This window comes from Burkholderia sp. Ac-20365 (assembly GCF_017104715.1).
Taxonomy (GTDB): Bacteria; Pseudomonadota; Gammaproteobacteria; order Burkholderiales; family Burkholderiaceae; genus Paraburkholderia.
On record NZ_JAAGPI010000003.1, the window covers coordinates 63,348 to 79,743 of the forward strand.

A 16,396-nucleotide genomic window follows, 5' to 3' on the forward strand; every position below is an offset into this window, starting at 1 on the left:
CATTGTCAGGCGTCCGCGCGTTCCTCCTTGAAGCAGAGTAGCGCGCCAACACTCAGCAGACAGCATGGCGCGGCGTACCACGCCACAGCCATCGGGTTGCCGCTCCAATTGACCAACGCTGTCACGACGAGCTGCGCCGTGCCTCCGAACAGCGCTGTGCCGAACGCATAGCCGATGCCGTAGCCGCGCGCCCGGACGTGCTGCGGCCAGGCTTCAAGAATCATCACGTTCACAACGCATCCACCGACCGCCACGAGCGCGGTGATGCACGCTACACCGGCCAGCAATATCGTTGCGGTGCCGGTATGAATGATTAAATAGAATATCGGCGGAATGACCGCTGCAAGCGCCGCGGCGACGGCAATGACGAGCGGCTTGCGGCGCGGCAGCCTGTCAGCGAGCCAGCCCGAAGGCGGCGCAAGCATCATGATCAACAGACCCGAGAATGCCGACGACAGAAATCCCGTGACGACATTTCTGTGCATGACGCGATTCAGCCACGCTGGCATGTAATAGACGATCGAATAGAACGACACCGTGCTAAAGCTCGTCGACAGCGTGGCCAGGATCAACCTTCTAATGTGATGACGGGCGAGCCTGCCTGGCCGGCGACGCATTGCATGACCAGCCGTGTGCGCACGTGGGGCATCGTTCGCGAGGAATTGGCGCCGCACGTAGTAGCCCACCGCGAGCAGCGGCAGCGCGAACGCGTAGGCTACGCGCCAGCCCCATGCCGTCAACTGCTCGGGGGAGAGAAGGCTGCCGAGCAGCGAGCCGAGCGACGCACCGAGGAGCGGGGCGAGTGCGTTGCCCGCCAGTTGCAAGCCGATCGCACGACCACGCAGCGCGGGCGGCGCGGCTTCCACGACAAGTGCGGCTGCCGCGCCCATCTCACCGCCGAGCGCCAGGCCTTGCAGCACGCGCGCCAGCACGACTATCAAGGGTGCCGCTACGCCGAGCGCGGCGTAGGGTGGACAAAGGACAATAGCGGCTGTACCAAGCGTCGCCATCCAGCAGGTAGCGAGGAGCGCGCGACGGCGGCCAGCGCGGTCCGCATAGGCACCAATCACGATCGCGCCTACAGGACGGAACAGAAACCCGACGCCGAAAGTGGCGACGGCGAACAGCAGCGACGTCATCGGAAAAGTGAACGGCTACCGTCCGCGGCATGGCTTCGCTCGATTAGCGTGCACGGTTCGTCGTCAATGACTTGCTTTCCCATCTTTTTGATCCGCCTGGTCGACGGCAAAGGTTAGCAGGTCGCCTGAATAGCGCCAAAACTGATTTCTGACAAACCGCTTCGAAGCGTCCGAAGCACCTGGAAAGCCGCCGCTGGGACGATGAGGGTTTAAACGTCGCCTTAGGGGTCGATTTGCGCCCCCCGCATTCGCTGGCCGCGCGCCGCACAGATCCGGTTATTGAGAGGCAGTACGCGGCCACATTCGGCCGCTCGACAGATCGGCCAAGATCGTCAACAATCAGAGGTCAAGCACTAAATCGACAATGTCGAGGCCGACGAGAATCCTTGATCCGAAGGAGTTCGAAAATGACAATTAGCGGCGTGGCTCCGATCGAACCAATCAACATTGGTCAATTGAGCATTCAATACCTGATTGATGGAACCGCGACTGGCGGGATGGGTGTTTTCGAATTGACTGTGGCTCCCGGTTCACAAGTCCCGCCGCCACACAGCCACACACGCAACGAAGAGTGCGTGTATGTGCTGGAGGGTCTACTTCGGTACTCGGTCGATGGGGTGATGCGAGACCTGGCACCGGGAGAATGGATGTTTACTCCACGTGGGTCGGTCCATCACTTTAGCAACCCGCACAATGACACGGCCCGCGCACTGATCGTCCTTACGCCCGATATAGGCGTTCAGTATTTTCGTGATGTCGGAGCAATCGTGAGCACCGGCGGGCCGCCCGACCTCTCGAAGCTTATCGGTGTCATGTCCAGGTACGGATTGGTGCCGGCGCCACCGTCACGATGAAACCCGGGCGCTGAACGTCGGCTTTCAGAAGGTTAATCTGATTGCGCCGGGGCGCGCGTAGCCGGTTGCCGTCAGGCAGTATGCGGCCACAAGCAGCCGATCGACATTAGTCTACGAATCGTCGACAATTTCTCGTCAATAATCGCAACTTGTTCAGGGACATGACGCGTCCGATTCGCCAACCCGACTTGCTAGTCACGTTTGCGCTGACTGCATTTTCATCGGAATGCACATCGAAGCTGGTTCGGTCGGGTTACCGTCCGACCTACAAGATAAGGGCCGACTATTGGTCGTCGGCGCACCATGAATTCTTTGGGGACGGTAGGGTTGCAACGGGAGAGCGGTGTTTGGCTGAGGTCTGGCTGCTTACGCCGGAGGCGTATCCCCATTCGCTATGGGTTGGGCGGTCATTAGACGTCTCCGAGGGACCGGTAATCGTTGGGAAAGTCGAGATCGTTCAGATTTTCAATCCGCTCATCGCGACGACTGAGAACCCGTCACATTGATCCCACCGAGGTAACAACAAGGCGGATGGTGACGGGGGCGGGGCGAGGCGGTGTGCGGCCAATAGGAGCCATTCGACGCGATGGCATGAATCGCGAACTTAATGCCTTCATCGCGCGGAGCAGGACGAGAGCCCAGCAGCTTGATACGAAAACACGCACTCTGTTGCTGATTTCGAAGGGGGCAAAACTGGTGCAGCCTTCCGCCGCAGACCTGTCGATCGAAAGTGGCGCGCTGCTGAAAATGGCAGCGGATTCTCCAGAAGGCGGCCCATGGTGCAAGGCGCAGCGGGTGAACGCTGCCGGCCATCCGTTGGCGGGACAAAGTGCGCTATGGATATCGCGCGCGGATCTCAACGCGGCCGGCAGCCGGGAAGCCTGGAGCCAATTTCCACTAAGCGTTCAATCGGCGGGTGGACCGGCAACTGCATGGACGCGAGTGATCGCCACAGGATCGGTCTCGCATGTGGCCGAAGCGCCGGGCAAGGTATGGTATGCGGTCAGCGTCGCTGACGAGAACAATACGCAGGTAAATGGCTGGGTTTGCGACCATGGGCAACCACTCGTCGAGCTAAAGAGCCCGTGGGATTGGCCGGGATTCGACATCGTAAGCCTCGAAACGTCGGTGTCGGATATGTTCCAGCGGGCGCTGTTTGTGGCAGATAACGGTACGCCGGACGAGCTTTCGAGTTTTGAAGGTTCATTCAACACCGCTCGCTCGGACGAAGCGTTACGTAAAATTGAAGATGCTATCGATGCTCAGGGGCAGCATGATGGCAAGATTACGGCGCACGAATTGCAGCTGGCGTTGGGTAAGACATGGCTCGCAGATCGCATCGATCACCTCGTCGTCAAATACGAAAGTGAATGGGGCGGTGAGATGAGCAAATGGGAAGCGCTCAATCCCCACATGCACGCCGGCTTGCCCATCTGGCAGGTTGAAATGAATCGCATCGACAGGCTTCGATTCTGGAACAGTCTCGAAAGCGTGAGCGGTTGGCCAACATCTGCCTCGGTATTTCACTTCCATCCTATCGGCCTGGTTGGATCTTTCAAGACGGATGGTGGTCCCATCACCATAGAGATGCTGCTCGCTGCCGAACCGGGGAATACCAGGGGATACTATGAAAGTATCCTTCCGTTCGTGAATGAATACGCTCGCGCCTACTCGGTTAATACGCCCCGACGCATTGCGCATTTTCTATCACAGTGTGCGCACGAAAGCGCTTTGCGAGTCTCAGAAGAAGGACTCGACTATAGTCCACAGCAGATGCGAAAGACCTTTGGATGCAAAGGCGGGCCGAAGAACTACGACCGGAACTGCGACGACTGCACTCACGGACGCCTTCGCGATAAGCTATGGACACAGGCTACCGTGTACGCACACCACCCCGAGAGTCTCGCAAACTATGTTTACGCGAACCGGATGGGAAATGGAGACGAAGCGAGCGGTGACGGATATAAATATCGCGGGCGTGGCATGCTTCAGGTAACAGGAAAGGATGGCTATCGCGCGTTCCAGAACCAGCACAATCAAAGATCGCCGGGTGACCACCAGGATTTCCTGGCATCTCCCGATCTACTGGCTTCGAACGCGCGCTACGCTGTCGAGTCTGCGTATGTATTCTGGTCGCGTAACAACCTCAACTCAGTGGCTGACACGGGACATGTGACTGATGTGACACAAATCGTGAATGGTGGACAGAACGGTTACAGTGACCGACTGGCTCGTTTCAATCGAGTTGCGCCCCTGGTCGGAATTCCTTGTGAGTGATATGAAAACAATCATCCGTAGTGTGGTTGCTGTCGCGATGCCGATGCTTATCCACGTATCGGCGCACGCAGAAGGCATGTGCAGACAAGATGAGCAGGTGGTATTCAATTGCGAGCTGAAGAAATCGACTGCGTCACTTTGCCTCGACAAGAAAACAACGAAGTTTGTTTACAGGAATGGTACGAGAGACAAGGTGGATCTTCAGGTTCCCGCTCGAGACAAAGGTGAGGACGCTAATCCATTTCAATTTAGTAACGTACCGTATGCGGGAGGAGGCGAGGCGCACGTCCGGTTTGAACGCGGCGATTACAACTACTACCTTTACGACAAGACAGTGAAAACGGCTGATGGTCCTGAGATGTCCGCTGGAATTGTTGTGTTCAGGCAAAAACGGAAGATCGCAGAGATGGCTTGCCAGAACGATGCATCCATTCACCAGGAAGCATACGAAGAGATGCCTAAAGAAACCTATCTCGACATCGGAACCAGGTGAGCTCCTTCGGCTACGTGATCTGCAGACTGCCCATATGTAACTTTGTGCTTGAGTATCGCGATGGACACTATGCGATGCGCACGAGCCGGCATCCCGTTTGAGTTTCTCCGAGTGCACCCGTTGGGCTATCGCGTTGGTGAGGGGGCACCGCCTGTTCGGTCTCAGAGGCATCGCGCAGCATTGTCTGCGCACGGAGACGGCAGGCGATATCCGGCCACAACCTGCCGATCGGAGGTAACGAAATCGTGCCGTTCGAACGACCGCGATAGTCGGGAACCGGACGTCGAGACGTGAGTTGGGTGGGCGCTCCCGTCCGCCCCCCGCATTTGGAGGACACAGAAAAGGAGCGCTCCTGCCGCCTTGGCGACCCTTAGATGATCGCGGTCCGCTCGTGTGTCGCGACCATCGATCCAAAACGCCCGCTGTTGAAATCTTCTACCGCCTCGCGAATTTCTTCGGTCGTGTTCATGACGAAGGGACCATGTGCAACGACAGGTTCGTCGATGGGCTCACCGCTTAGCACCAGCACGGTTGCCTCGCTGAGGGCATCGAGCCGGACGTCAGTGCCTTCCTGCCCGAGCAGAACCAGTTGCGCATCGCTGACGACGCGCTCATCGCCATTGACCCGAACCTGGCCGCGCAGCACGACGAGCGCGAGCGTCCTGCCTGCCGGCAGCGTCAGCGTTGCACCACGTCCCGTGTTGAGCCGCACGTCCCACACGTCCATCGGCGTGAAGGTGTGCGCCGGACCAGCGTCGCCCGCGTAGTTGCCGGCAATCACCCGCACGTGTCCAGCGCCTTCGGGCAACTCGACCGAAGGAATCTGGTTCGCGAGAATCCCCTGATAGCCTGGTGGCGTCATCTTGTCCTTCGCGGGCAGATTGACCCAAAGCTGGACCATCTCGAGCGTCCCGCCTGTTTTCGCGAACTCGCGCGAATGGAACTCCTCATGCAGAATCCCTGCGCCTGCTGTCATCCATTGCACGTCGCCGGGGCCGATCTTGCCGCCGCCGCCCGTCGAATCGAGGTGCTCCAGTTCGCCCTGATACACGATCGTCACCGTTTCGAAGCCGCGGTGCGGATGCTGTCCAACGCCCTGACGGCGCGCTGTCGGCGCAAAGTGTTTCGGGCCTGCATAGTCGAGCATCAGAAAGGGGCTGAGGTGGCGGCCCATTGTCTGATGCGAGAACAGCGTGCGCACCGGAAAGCCGTCGCCGACCCAATGCGAGTTGGGGTTGCCGTAAGTGCCGAGAATCGTCTTCATCGTCGAATGTTCCTGTTGAAAGGCCGGGCGGCCTTGTTTGCATGGATACAGAGTAGTGGCGGGACGATGACGGCAGTAGTGGCCGGGAGCCAACTTCTGTGTCCCACTGATAGAACGATGAGACGGACGCGATGCAGGTTCAGAACCGGGTCTGCAACCCGATGCGTGCCAGTGACTGTGAACGGTTGCTGGCCGCCGCGCCGGGTTGAAGCAGTCCGTTGATCCATGCTTGCGTGGTTTGGGCGTCGCCGCTCGCGCGCTGATAGACAGCCTCGACGTACGCCATCGTCCGCTTCGAGAAGTGGTACTGCACGGCTGTGGCGATCTGGTGCGCCTGATTGTTGTCGAGCACCTCGTTTCCCTTCATGTACTGGTAGTCGAGTCCTGCCGACCAGGGCCCGAAGATCGTCCAGTACGCACCCGCCTTGTAGACGTCGATCCTTGCGCCGCTCGCCGTATTCTTCGTATTCGTGTAGAGCAGCATGGCGAGCAGGCTGCCGAACCGGTAGTGCACGCCAGCGCCAAAATTGCGGATGCCGTCGTGACCGTCACCCAGTTCGGGATACCTGGCTTCGATGTACGCGACGCCGACACCCAGCGGGCCGCTATCGTAGTTCATCCCTGCGCTGATGGTCGAATTGGCGGAAAACGAACCCGCAACGCCGCCAAAGCCATACAGCACGCCAAAGCTGAATCCCGCGAACGATGGGCTGCGATACTTGACCGCGTTCGCCACACGCGTGGCGCCGGCGAGGCGGTCGAAATCGAATGAGCCGGTCGGGTTTTGTGGAACGCCCAGCGCGCTGAACGGCCCCTGGCGAAAATCATAGAGGCCGCCAAACAGGAACGCGCCGTCGAAGAGCCCGAGCGTTAACGTGTCGAACATGAAGTCGTACTGGTTGCCAAACGTGACGGTGCCAAGCCGCTCATCCGACAGACCCACATAGGCCGTGCGATTGAAGATCTGGTTTGCGCCCGGAATGGTTGTGCCGTTGCCCAGGTCGAACTGCGAAGTCAGATTGAAGATGGCCTGCGTTCCGCCGCCGAGCGCCTCGCTTCCGCTGAACGTCAACGTGTTTGGCGCATAGATTCCGCTGTCGAATAGCGTCACCGCGCCACCATGCTGGTTATTCACATACGTCACGCCGCCGTCGATCATGCCCTGCAAGGTGATGCTGCTCTGGGCATACAGACTGGTGTGAAAGCATGCCGCGATCACGCAGCCTGCGAAGCCTATCGGCGCGGTCTGTTTCTTCATGATGAACACTTTCCAGTCGTCGAGGCTATGTCCATTGCGTGTCGGTGCCGGACATTCGCCGGACATGGCAAATGCGCGCGGACGGGACCAGCGACCGGAACCAGCGACCGGCCGCGCGCTTGACGCATCAGCTCTTGTCGTACGAGAACTGGATGCCGGCCGTGCCACCCGTCTGGATGAACAGGTCGATGAATGCCGGGACGGTTTCGCTACGTGCCCAGTCGCGTTGCAGCTCGCAGAACAGCTGGGCGACGCTGATCATCTTGCCGCCAGCCTGTTCGATACGACGCAGCGCGGCTTCGTGTGCCGCGACGGATGTGCCGCCGACCGCGTCGACGACGACATAGACTTCGTAGCCTTCCGCCAGCGCATCCAGCGCGGGGAACGTCAGGCAGGCTTCCGTCCAGAGAGCGGTCATGATCAACTTCTTGCGACCGGTGGCCTCGACGGCTTTGCGGAATTCGACGTCTTCCCACGAGTTGATGCTGGTGCGATCGTAAGTCGGATAATCGCCGAGCGCCGCGCGCAGTTGTGGGATAGGCGGCTTGTTCAGGCCGGTCTTCACGTTGACCGTCGAATGGACGATCGGCAGCTTGTAGGCAATTGCCGCCTTTGAGGCACCCACGATGTTGTTGATCAGCAGCTGACGGTCCATCGACGCAATGGAGTTCACCTGGACCGGCTGGTAATCGATGACGATGAATGCCGCATTTTGCGGCGTCAGAAGATGATCTTTCGCGGGGTCGCGAATCGGTTCGCTTGCCATGTTTGCCTCCGGAACACTACGGTAAATGGAAGGGGATCCCCGTGATCGACGCGTGATGCGTCGGATCTGCATGCAACGGCAATGCTATGCGTTTGACGAACCGGCCTCCAGCCTCAGAAAAATGCCGACTGTGTTCTATGAGCGGAACAATGGCGCGCCTGCGCGCGCTTCAATGCTCTAAGATGCCGCTATTGTTCTGCCGAAGGAACAGCCATGGACGACCTGAACGACATCTACTATTTCGTGAAAGTGGTCGACAACCACGGTTTCACGCAGGCGGGGCGGGCGCTCAACATGCCCAAGTCCAAGCTGAGCCGGCGCATTGCCGAACTCGAAGCGAGATATGGCGTTCGTCTTCTCAACCGGTCCACACGGCATTTCTCGATGACGGACACGGGACGGGAGTTCTACGAGCACTGTGTCGCGGTGCTCGTGGAAGCCGATGCCGCACGCGAGGTGATGGAGCGAAAGCTCTCCGAGCCTCAGGGTGTGGTGCGGATGAGCTGCCCCACGACGCTTCTTGCGTACCGCATCGGCAATCTGGTTGCCGACTTCATGACGCAATACCCGAAGGTGCAGATCCTTCTCGATGCGACGAATCGACGGGTCGACGTGCTGGGCGAAGGTCTCGATCTCGCGCTGCGAGTGCGTTTCCCGCCGCTCGAAGATAGCGGGCTCGTCATGCGTGTCCTGTCGGGAAGTCCGCAGCGTCTCGTTGCCGCACCGGCGCTCATGGAGCGGCACGGGACAGTCGCGCATCCCGCCGATCTCGCCGGTATGCCGAGCCTCGATTGGGGGCCGCAGCGCGATCATGCATGGGCGCTTGTCGGCCCGGACGGCGCGGAAGCGCGGGTGAGTCACGCGCCTCGCTATATCACTGACGATATGACCGTGCTTCGGCAGGCGGCGATCAAAGGCGTGGGCATCGTGCAGTTACCGTACATGGTCGTCGAGGATGCGCTTGCAAAAGGCGCACTGGTCGAGGTGATACCGGGCTGGAAACCCAAAGGGGGGCTTGTTCACGCGGTCTTTCCGTCACGGAGGGGTCTATTGCCCGCGGTGCGTCAGCTGATCGACTATCTCGCCGAACACATACAGAAAGACGAGTGACGCTTCGTTGATCGTTCCGTCGATAGAACACTGCGTACGGCTGGACGTTTTTCACACAGATGCGACATTCCGCTTCTGGGGAATTATTGATTTAAAATCAAGATTGTTTTGGTTCCGCGCTGCTAGGCGATATTTTTGCCCAATGGCAAGATGCTATGCCTATGTGCATTGTGGTCCTCTGCGAATGGAAACAAACAGCCGTGCTCCGACGCAAGACGAACGTTGCGATACACTGATCGAGCTGCGGGACGGCCGCTCACTCAGCGAGAGCGATGTTGTAGAAGCGGCAAGGACTCTGATGCTCGCAACGCTAGATACCGGTGCGTCGATAGAAGCTTTAGCGGCTTCCGTTCATATGTCGAAAAGGCACTTCTTGCGTCTGTTCAAGCGCGTCACAGGAACGACCCCTCACAGATGGCGTGTGAAAGAAAGAGTGCGCGGCTCCCAGAGGGATCTACGAAATCGCGATCTAAGTCTGACCGAGATAGCGCACAGGTATGGCTTCGCCGACCACGCGCACTACAGCCGGGTTTTCAAACGGGTCGTTGGCACGTCACCAGGTGTTTGGCGCAACAGGATTACCCCCAACGATCAGGCATGAGAAGGCGGCCAATCCAGAGACGGACTCGATCCTGTCCATCATCGGCCCATCAAAGGCGGGGTACGAGAGTACAAATTCTGGAGCGCGGAACGGGTAGCCGCGCATCGTGAATCCCATTACCTGAAACTGCTGAGCTCACATGCCCGTTTTGTTCCGGAAGCCGTTTCGAGTATCGAAAGCGGCTGTTGCACAATCGTTGGCATGGCCATCGGCTCAGGGGCGGCCGAGGTCTTGCACATGCGCGGCAGGGAAGCTCGGTCCTTCCGCAGGATCGCGAAGCTGGCAAACCTGCGTTCACTGGGTGCTTCGTCCGTCTGCAAGCGGCTACTGTTTTACCGTGGTAAATGCGGCAGGGCCGGTCGACTAAATGCAGGTCCTTAGAAAAAACACCCGAAGGCCGCACGAAACCTCCGAATATGCACGATCGGGCGGAATGTAGATTTTCCGCCCGCCGCACTATTTCCGACGTGGCGTAGCCGCGTGCGCATTACCGCGCACGTGGCGCGTCTCAGCGGTCACAGACTACCTGACCTCTGCGGCGCAACGTCACGGGTCGCGTCCCAATAAGGCTTCTGGCGGTAGTACTCGTGTACGGACGAACCCCATTGTGGATCCGCCATTGATGGCCAATGATCTTTGTCAAATCCCGGTGAATTCTTGATTTCATCCGCCATCAGGCCAACGAGCAAGACTTTTTCGTCCACATTCAGCGTCAGCGCGCTCCATGGGATGGCGTGAAGGGCTGTACCCATACCGAGAAAGCCGCCCTCTGATAGCACAGCATAAGCAATGCGTCCGCTGCGCACGTCGAGCATGATGTCCGAGATTTTGCCTACATGTTCGCCATCTGCCGTAATGACCTTTGTCCCCTCAAGTGAAGATGCAGCCATTACGTCCGGGCCGGGGCCATCGCCAACGCCGATGCCTACGATACCTGCACCCTGCGGGTTGGCTTGAGATGGAGACGAAGCCTGCGTATTGGGATCGAGTGTCGTCATGATCATGCTCCTGATGGGTAGGCTCTTCGAGGCGCAAGGCGCGTGCCGAGGGACGCGCCTTGCGGCCGGACGATGGCCCCGCGGGCTGCCCGTCCCGGCCGATTCATGGCGATCTACGTGTCAGTTCGCTCGGGACAGATCATGGCGCACGCTGATGACCGGGTCAGTCAACCAGTCGCTGAGCCAGTCCTTCCATTGTGTCCATCGTTGCGCATTCATCTCGAATGCTCCGGTCAACGCGCCCGTACCGTCGATATCGATCTCTGCATAAACAAGGTGGATGCCGTTCCAGTATGCGATCGCGGTATCAGTGAGTTCCGCGACCGTGCCAGGCCCCGCGCTCTGGAGAATCGCCGTGAGCTGCTGTTCGAAGTCTTCAATTCGCATGGTGAGGTCTCCTGTGGTTGGGCCAGGTCACCGGTGAGATGTCGCGTGACGCATTCAGGCAGCGATTCATTAACCGCAATCTTCCACCACAACCATTCAGCACCGAGGGGTTGTGGGACGAGCGGCTCAAGCATGATTCAAAATCTTTTGCTGCTCCACGCTACCTTCGGACGTAGTCAAGCGTGGATCCGCGCTGTGCCCCACGATGTCCAAAACCAGCGACACAAGCGTTGCGGGTGACGTCCCCTTTCTGCAGTAGCCGTCAAGGTAACGGCTAGCCGGGTTATTCATGACGAACTGCCTGTCGGCTGCCGTAAAGGCTAGCAGGTAAGGGCGCTTGTCCGGCGTGCAATTCCAGATAGCCTCCGCCGTCGAAAATCCATCGCGCTGGGGCATCCGGATATCCAGAAGAACTACGTCGGGCATCCAGTTGTGGATGGCCTCAAGCGCGTCGCCGCAACCGCCAGCCGTGCGTGCTTCCATACCGGCCAATGCAAGGTACGTGGCGATTCCTATGGCCGATCCATGATGATCATCGATTACCAACACGCGGGCCGCTGGGTATGTGGACATTTTGTGGTAGGGCGTCGCAATAACGTATTGGAGATTTGACGTGCAATGCGCATGCCGCGGCAAGAGCGCTTTATCCTGTTCATCGCGCTGTGAGAGGCGTTCTCAATCCCATGTATTTGGGAACCCGGATTGAAGCAATTTCCGCGAGGCAGTTTTCCCGCCGAATCTCTTGTGCGACGGAAAAGCCGACAAGCCACGGCATGCCACTTGCGCATCGTTCACGTCAATGCAGATTCGGGGACAGCGTGACGCCGGGTGGTGAATCCGTGGGCAGACCATATTTATCATGCCACTGCAAACGTTCACAGCGGATGGAAAAATCCATTCGGTATCCTTCCGTTACCGTTTGTCACGAATATGGCGTCAACGTGCGTGGGGCGTCCGCGTTAGATCGAATAGCACCGCCTAAAGCCGGTGCCTTTCCAAGGGAGGAAATCATGAAGAAAATTGTCGCAGCTCTCGCATCCATCCTGCTTGTATCAACCACTTTCGCACAGACCACGGCGCCTTCGGAAGCAAATAAGGCGCAACTCAAGGCGAACGGCGAGAAGAGCGAGGCGCAGGCTACTGCAAACAAGAAGAAGGCTGAAGCTCAGAGCGACGCCGACAAGGCGCAGGCATCAGCGAACGAAGACAAAGCTTCTGCGCAGGCTGACGCTGACAAGAAAGCTGCAAAGGTTCAGAAAGCAACCACAATGAAGGATGCGTCCGACGCGCGTGCCGATGCAGCACGAGCCCAGGCAAAAGCCGACAAAAAGAAGAGTGAGGCGCAGACAAAGGCGGACCGGAAGAAACAACACGCTTCTCACGATGCGAATGTTGCCCAGGCAAAAGCCGACAAGGAGAAGGTCGAGGCCCAAAACGATGCAAACAAGAAAGCAGCGGATGAAAAAGTTGACGCTGCAAAAAAGCAGTAAGCTCGACTTCGCCCGTTCTCGGCGGTAATTGAAGAACGCTCAACTGGCCGGAAGTGGCGTCGTCCGAGGCAATTGAGTGGCGCTGGCTCAGAATGCGCGGGAGCGTCTTGTAGCGGTGACTGCAAGGCGCTTTTGCGCGATGGTGGGGGCTTGGTGCCGCCTTCAATGCGAGCGCTGGGCTAACCCGGAAGAACGGATATGCTCCGCGGTTGCCTACACATATAGCGCGACCGCTCATTACGTCTGGGCGCTTATAGTGTGCCTTTCCGCAATGCATCCAGATGTACCCTCTTCCAACTCCGGCAAAGCATATCCGCATCCGTTGTGGGTTGGTCGGTTGTTAGACATTGCCTAAGGGCACGAATCGTCGGGCACGCAGAGATCGTTCAGACTTTCAATCCGATTCTCGTGATAGTGGCAGGCAGCGGCAATGATTCGCAGTACTAGACATGTCATATGTCATCGCTGCCTTAGTCGAACGCTGCGCTCTGCCGTCGAGATCATCTGCAACGCCGATGCCATCTATTCACTGGCGTCAAGACGTACGCAGAAACAGTGTCAGGCGCTCTCCCGCACAACCAGTTCATAGCCGAGATCGACGACGGGTGACGGGACGGGCTTATTGTCGATCATCGACAGCAGCAGGTTAGACGCCACGCGTCCGACTTCCGCTCGCGGCGTGCGAACCGTCGTGAGTCGTGGCACGCAATCCGCGGCCCCCGCCAGATCGTTAAACCCCACTATTGCTATCTGGCCTGGAATGTCGATGTCCTGGCGGCGCGCTTCGAAGAGCGCGCCCTGTGCGAGATCGTCGTTACCGAAAAAAATCCCGTCGACGTCCGGCCGTCGCTGTAGTAACTGGCGAAACAGATCACATCCAAGCCCGATGGACGACGGCGCAGGAGTAAGTATCTCGAGTTCCGCGTCGTACAGTCCTTTGCGTCGCAGTGCCTCACGAAAACCCTCCCCACGCTGCATCATTCGTGAATCGAGCTGTGCCGCGACAAATGCGTTGCGCCGGCAGCCTCGCGCGATCAGATGATCTGCAACCGCTTCGCCCGCGCGTGCCTGAGAAAAGCCGACGCAGTGCACGCCTTCGGCTTTTTCGAGTTCCATAATGTGCACGCAGGGCACGCCGCTCGCCTCGATCAGACGGCGCGCGCTTTCCGTGCGGTCGAATCCGGTCACGATGAGCCCACTCGGCTGCGCCGCAAGGTAGTGGCGGATCAGGTCTTCTTCTGCGTTGCGCGAGTAGTGCGAATTCCCGATCAGGATTTCGTAGCCGCGTGGCCGCAGCACGTTGTGAATCGATTCGAGTACGTCGACGAACACCGTATTCGACAGCGACGGGATCACGACAGCTACCGTGCCGCTGCGCGACGATGCGAGTGCACGTGCCGCGGGGTTCGCGACGTAGTTCAGTTCTGCCGCGGCGGCTTTTACCCGCTGCACGTATTCCGGTCCAACGGAACCCACGCCGCGCAGGACGCGCGACGCGGTAATCGAACTCACGCCGGCCAGTTCGGCGACGGCGTCGAGCGTCGGTCGGCCGGTGCTTCGGGTTTTCCTGGGTGTTGAGGTCGCCATGATCGATTTAGGATAGCGCTGTCTCAAGGCTTGCGCAATAGGGCTCGATCAGTGGCACCCGAAAAAGGGTGCGATACGGGCACCCGCGACGCAGCCTTAATTTTTTGATTTTTCGAGACAGCGCTGTCTCGACCGGAGGAGGTGCAGATGATCGAGCACATTTCATCGCTGGTGGTCATGGGTGTCGCGGGCTGCGGCAAGAGCAGCGTCGCTCAGGCGCTGGCCGCAGGGATCGGCGGCGTGCTGATCGAAGGCGATGCCTTTCACCCATCAGCGAATGTCGACAAGATGCAGCGCGGCATCCCGCTGACTGACGAGGATCGGGCGGGCTGGCTCGACCGGCTTTCGGAGGAAATCGAACGGGTGGCCAGTCGCGGGGAGCGCGCGGTGCTGGCCTGTTCGGCTCTCAGACAGCGCTATCGCGACCGTCTGCGCGCCGCGACTTCGTCACTGGGGTTCGTTTTTCTCGATTTGCCGCAGCCGGAAGCACTGCGCCGCGTGGCGCAGCGCGAGAGCCATTTCATGCCGGCATCGCTCGTCGAAAGCCAGTTCGCCACGCTGGAGCGGCCGGATTCCGAGCCGTTGACGCTGACCGTCGACGGCACCCGATCGCTCGCCTGCATCGTCGGAGAGGCGGCGGCGTGGTGCGGGAGCGCGCAGATTTATTCGAAATTTTTGCAGCCCGCTTGAGACAGCGCTGTCTCGACAAATGCAGCCAGCCATACGACTGGCGATAAGGATATTTCTTAAGGAGACCAAGTTGGCAAACACATCAGAAGTTTCAGTGCAACGCATTCCCAACCGGCGTTGGGCAATCGGCCTGCTGTTGGGCATCGGCGTGCTCATCAACTACTTCGACCGGATCAACCTGTCGGTCGCGGCGCCGCAGATGAAGGAGGCGTTCAACCTGTCACCCGCCGATATGGGCCTGCTGTTCAGCGCGTTCTTCTGGCCGTACGCGTTGCTGCAGGTGCCTGCGGGTCTCTTCCTTGACCGCTACGGCGTGACGCGCGTCGGCCGGTGGGGCGCATTTCTGTGGGGCCTGGCGTCCGCCATCACGGTGTTCGCCAGCGGCTTTGGCGGCGTGTTCGCCGCGCGCGCGGTGCTCGGCATTGCGGAAGCGCCCGGCTTTCCCGTCAGCTCGAAAGCGACGGGCTACTGGTTCCCGCGCAAGGAGCGCGCGCTGGCAACTGCCATCTTCGATGCCGCGGCCAAGTTCTCCAATGTGATCGGCGTACCTCTGGTCGCGGTCGTCGTGGTGAACGCAGGCTGGCGCTGGGGATTCGGCGTGACAGCGCTACTGAGCTTTGCGTACTTCATCGCGTTTCTGCTCATCTATCGCGACCCGAGCAAGGACAGCAAGCTCTCGTCTGCTGAACTCGACTACATCCAGAAGGGAGGCGCCACGCCGGAAGGCACATCGAGCGCGAGCGTGTTCGGCATGCTCGGTTATCTTCTGACCAAGACCAAGGTGTGGGGGTTGACGATCGGCTTTGCCGCATACGGCTACTCCTTCTATCTGTTTCTGACCTGGCTACCCGGTTATCTCGTTCAGACGATGCACATGAGCATCCTGAAGTCAGCAGGGTTTGCTGCGATTCCGTGGGCCGTGGCCACCGTGACCGATCTCGTCGTCGGCGGCTGGCTGATCGATCACCTGATTGCGCGCGGCAAGGACGAAACGCGTGTGCGCAAAGCCGTGCTCGTGACGGGCATGCTGTTCGGTCTCGCGGTATTTGGCGCAACGCAGACGGTCAATCCCGGCTGGGCGATCTTCTGGATCTCCATTGCGCTTGGCGGTCTCGCGGCGGCAGCGCCTGTGGGCTGGTCGTTGCCGTCTCTGATTGCACCGAAGGGCGGCGTGGGCACCGTCGGCGGCATCATGAACTTCGCCAACAACCTGATGGGTGTGGCAGCGCCGATCGTGACGGGCTTCATCGTCGGTGCGACGAATTCGTTCACCAACGCGTTCCTGGTTGCAGGCGTCATCCTGGCCGTCGGCATCGTGTCGTTCGTGTTCGTGATGGGGCGCATCGAGGCGATTCCCGAGCCGACCGATCGCGACGCAGATGCTAGTCGCGCCACATCGAAAACGACGACGCCTGCAGGCTGATTGGCGTGAGGCAGGGCGAGACGTGCGGCTCGCGCGTCAAAAAGCAAAAATCAGAATAT

Annotated in this window: 16 protein-coding genes; 8 read left to right on the forward strand and 8 right to left on the reverse strand. The window is 59.2% G+C overall.

Annotation, left to right across the window (positions count from 1 at the left end; translation table 11 throughout):
* Positions 1 to 5: 5 nt before the first annotated feature.
* Positions 6 to 1,139 (reverse strand): MFS transporter, encoded by a 1,134-nt coding sequence (locus tag G3O01_RS06790; protein WP_205803780.1) that lies wholly within the window; start codon positions 1,137 to 1,139, stop codon positions 6 to 8.
* A gap of 407 nt (positions 1,140 to 1,546) precedes the next feature.
* Between G3O01_RS06790 and G3O01_RS06795 the strand changes: the two genes are divergently transcribed.
* The 3 genes from G3O01_RS06795 to G3O01_RS06805 all read left to right on the forward strand — a co-directional run bounded on the left by G3O01_RS06795 (position 1,547) and on the right by G3O01_RS06805 (position 4,763).
* Entirely contained in the window at positions 1,547 to 1,993 is a 447-nt protein-coding gene (locus G3O01_RS06795; RefSeq protein ID WP_205803781.1) for a cupin domain-containing protein, read from the forward strand.
* Positions 1,994 to 2,584: 591 nt separating this feature from the next.
* Entirely contained in the window at positions 2,585 to 4,270 is a 1,686-nt protein-coding gene (locus G3O01_RS06800) for a glycoside hydrolase family 19 protein (protein WP_205803782.1), read from the forward strand.
* Position 4,271: 1 nt separating this feature from the next.
* Positions 4,272 to 4,763, forward strand: coding sequence for a hypothetical protein (locus G3O01_RS06805; protein ID WP_205803783.1), 492 nt, complete (start codon positions 4,272 to 4,274; stop codon positions 4,761 to 4,763).
* Between the two features lie 370 nt (positions 4,764 to 5,133).
* Here G3O01_RS06805 and G3O01_RS06810 read toward each other — a convergent pair whose 3' ends face one another.
* The 3 genes from G3O01_RS06810 to G3O01_RS06820 all read right to left on the reverse strand — a co-directional run bounded on the left by G3O01_RS06810 (position 5,134) and on the right by G3O01_RS06820 (position 8,051).
* The gene (locus G3O01_RS06810; protein ID WP_205803784.1) at positions 5,134 to 6,027 is read right to left on the reverse strand and encodes a pirin family protein; all 894 of its coding nucleotides are present in this window, start codon (positions 6,025 to 6,027) and stop codon (positions 5,134 to 5,136) included.
* Positions 6,028 to 6,166: 139 nt separating this feature from the next.
* Entirely contained in the window at positions 6,167 to 7,285 is a 1,119-nt protein-coding gene (locus G3O01_RS06815) for a porin (protein ID WP_205803785.1), read from the reverse strand.
* Positions 7,286 to 7,412: 127 nt separating this feature from the next.
* A complete protein-coding gene (locus G3O01_RS06820; RefSeq protein ID WP_205803786.1) occupies positions 7,413 to 8,051 on the reverse strand; it encodes a hydrolase in 639 nt (212 codons plus the stop codon).
* Between the two features lie 213 nt (positions 8,052 to 8,264).
* On the opposite strand from G3O01_RS06820, the gene G3O01_RS06825 reads away from it, so the two are divergent.
* Together G3O01_RS06825 and G3O01_RS45135 are read left to right on the forward strand one after the other, a co-directional pair.
* Positions 8,265 to 9,161, forward strand: a complete 897-nt coding sequence (locus G3O01_RS06825; RefSeq protein ID WP_205803787.1) for a LysR substrate-binding domain-containing protein — start codon at positions 8,265 to 8,267, stop codon at positions 9,159 to 9,161.
* Positions 9,162 to 9,459: 298 nt separating this feature from the next.
* A complete protein-coding gene (locus G3O01_RS45135; RefSeq protein ID WP_277403012.1) occupies positions 9,460 to 9,762 on the forward strand; it encodes a helix-turn-helix transcriptional regulator in 303 nt (100 codons plus the stop codon).
* A 515-nt stretch (positions 9,763 to 10,277) separates the two neighbouring features.
* Here G3O01_RS45135 and G3O01_RS06835 read toward each other — a convergent pair.
* The 3 genes from G3O01_RS06835 to G3O01_RS06845 form a co-directional block, all read right to left on the reverse strand.
* The gene (locus G3O01_RS06835) at positions 10,278 to 10,760 is read right to left on the reverse strand and encodes a PRC-barrel domain-containing protein (protein ID WP_205803788.1); all 483 of its coding nucleotides are present in this window, start codon (positions 10,758 to 10,760) and stop codon (positions 10,278 to 10,280) included.
* Between the two features lie 120 nt (positions 10,761 to 10,880).
* Positions 10,881 to 11,147, reverse strand: coding sequence for a hypothetical protein (locus G3O01_RS06840; protein ID WP_205803789.1), 267 nt, complete (start codon positions 11,145 to 11,147; stop codon positions 10,881 to 10,883).
* A gap of 126 nt (positions 11,148 to 11,273) precedes the next feature.
* Positions 11,274 to 11,720 (reverse strand): response regulator, encoded by a 447-nt coding sequence (locus G3O01_RS06845; RefSeq protein WP_205803790.1) that lies wholly within the window; start codon positions 11,718 to 11,720, stop codon positions 11,274 to 11,276.
* A 437-nt stretch (positions 11,721 to 12,157) separates the two neighbouring features.
* On the opposite strand from G3O01_RS06845, the gene G3O01_RS06850 reads away from it, so the two are divergent.
* A complete protein-coding gene (locus G3O01_RS06850; protein ID WP_205803791.1) occupies positions 12,158 to 12,637 on the forward strand; it encodes a hypothetical protein in 480 nt (159 codons plus the stop codon).
* 558 nt (positions 12,638 to 13,195) lie between these two features.
* On the opposite strand, the gene G3O01_RS06855 is transcribed toward G3O01_RS06850, so the two are convergent.
* The gene (locus tag G3O01_RS06855; RefSeq protein ID WP_205803792.1) at positions 13,196 to 14,224 is read right to left on the reverse strand and encodes a LacI family DNA-binding transcriptional regulator; all 1,029 of its coding nucleotides are present in this window, start codon (positions 14,222 to 14,224) and stop codon (positions 13,196 to 13,198) included.
* Positions 14,225 to 14,371: 147 nt separating this feature from the next.
* Between G3O01_RS06855 and G3O01_RS06860 the strand changes: the two genes are divergently transcribed.
* Both G3O01_RS06860 and G3O01_RS06865 read left to right on the forward strand, forming a co-directional pair.
* Positions 14,372 to 14,914, forward strand: coding sequence for a gluconokinase (locus G3O01_RS06860; RefSeq protein ID WP_205803793.1), 543 nt, complete (start codon positions 14,372 to 14,374; stop codon positions 14,912 to 14,914).
* 70 nt (positions 14,915 to 14,984) lie between these two features.
* Positions 14,985 to 16,337 (forward strand): MFS transporter, encoded by a 1,353-nt coding sequence (locus G3O01_RS06865; protein WP_205803794.1) that lies wholly within the window; start codon positions 14,985 to 14,987, stop codon positions 16,335 to 16,337.
* Positions 16,338 to 16,396: the final 59 nt, after the last annotated feature.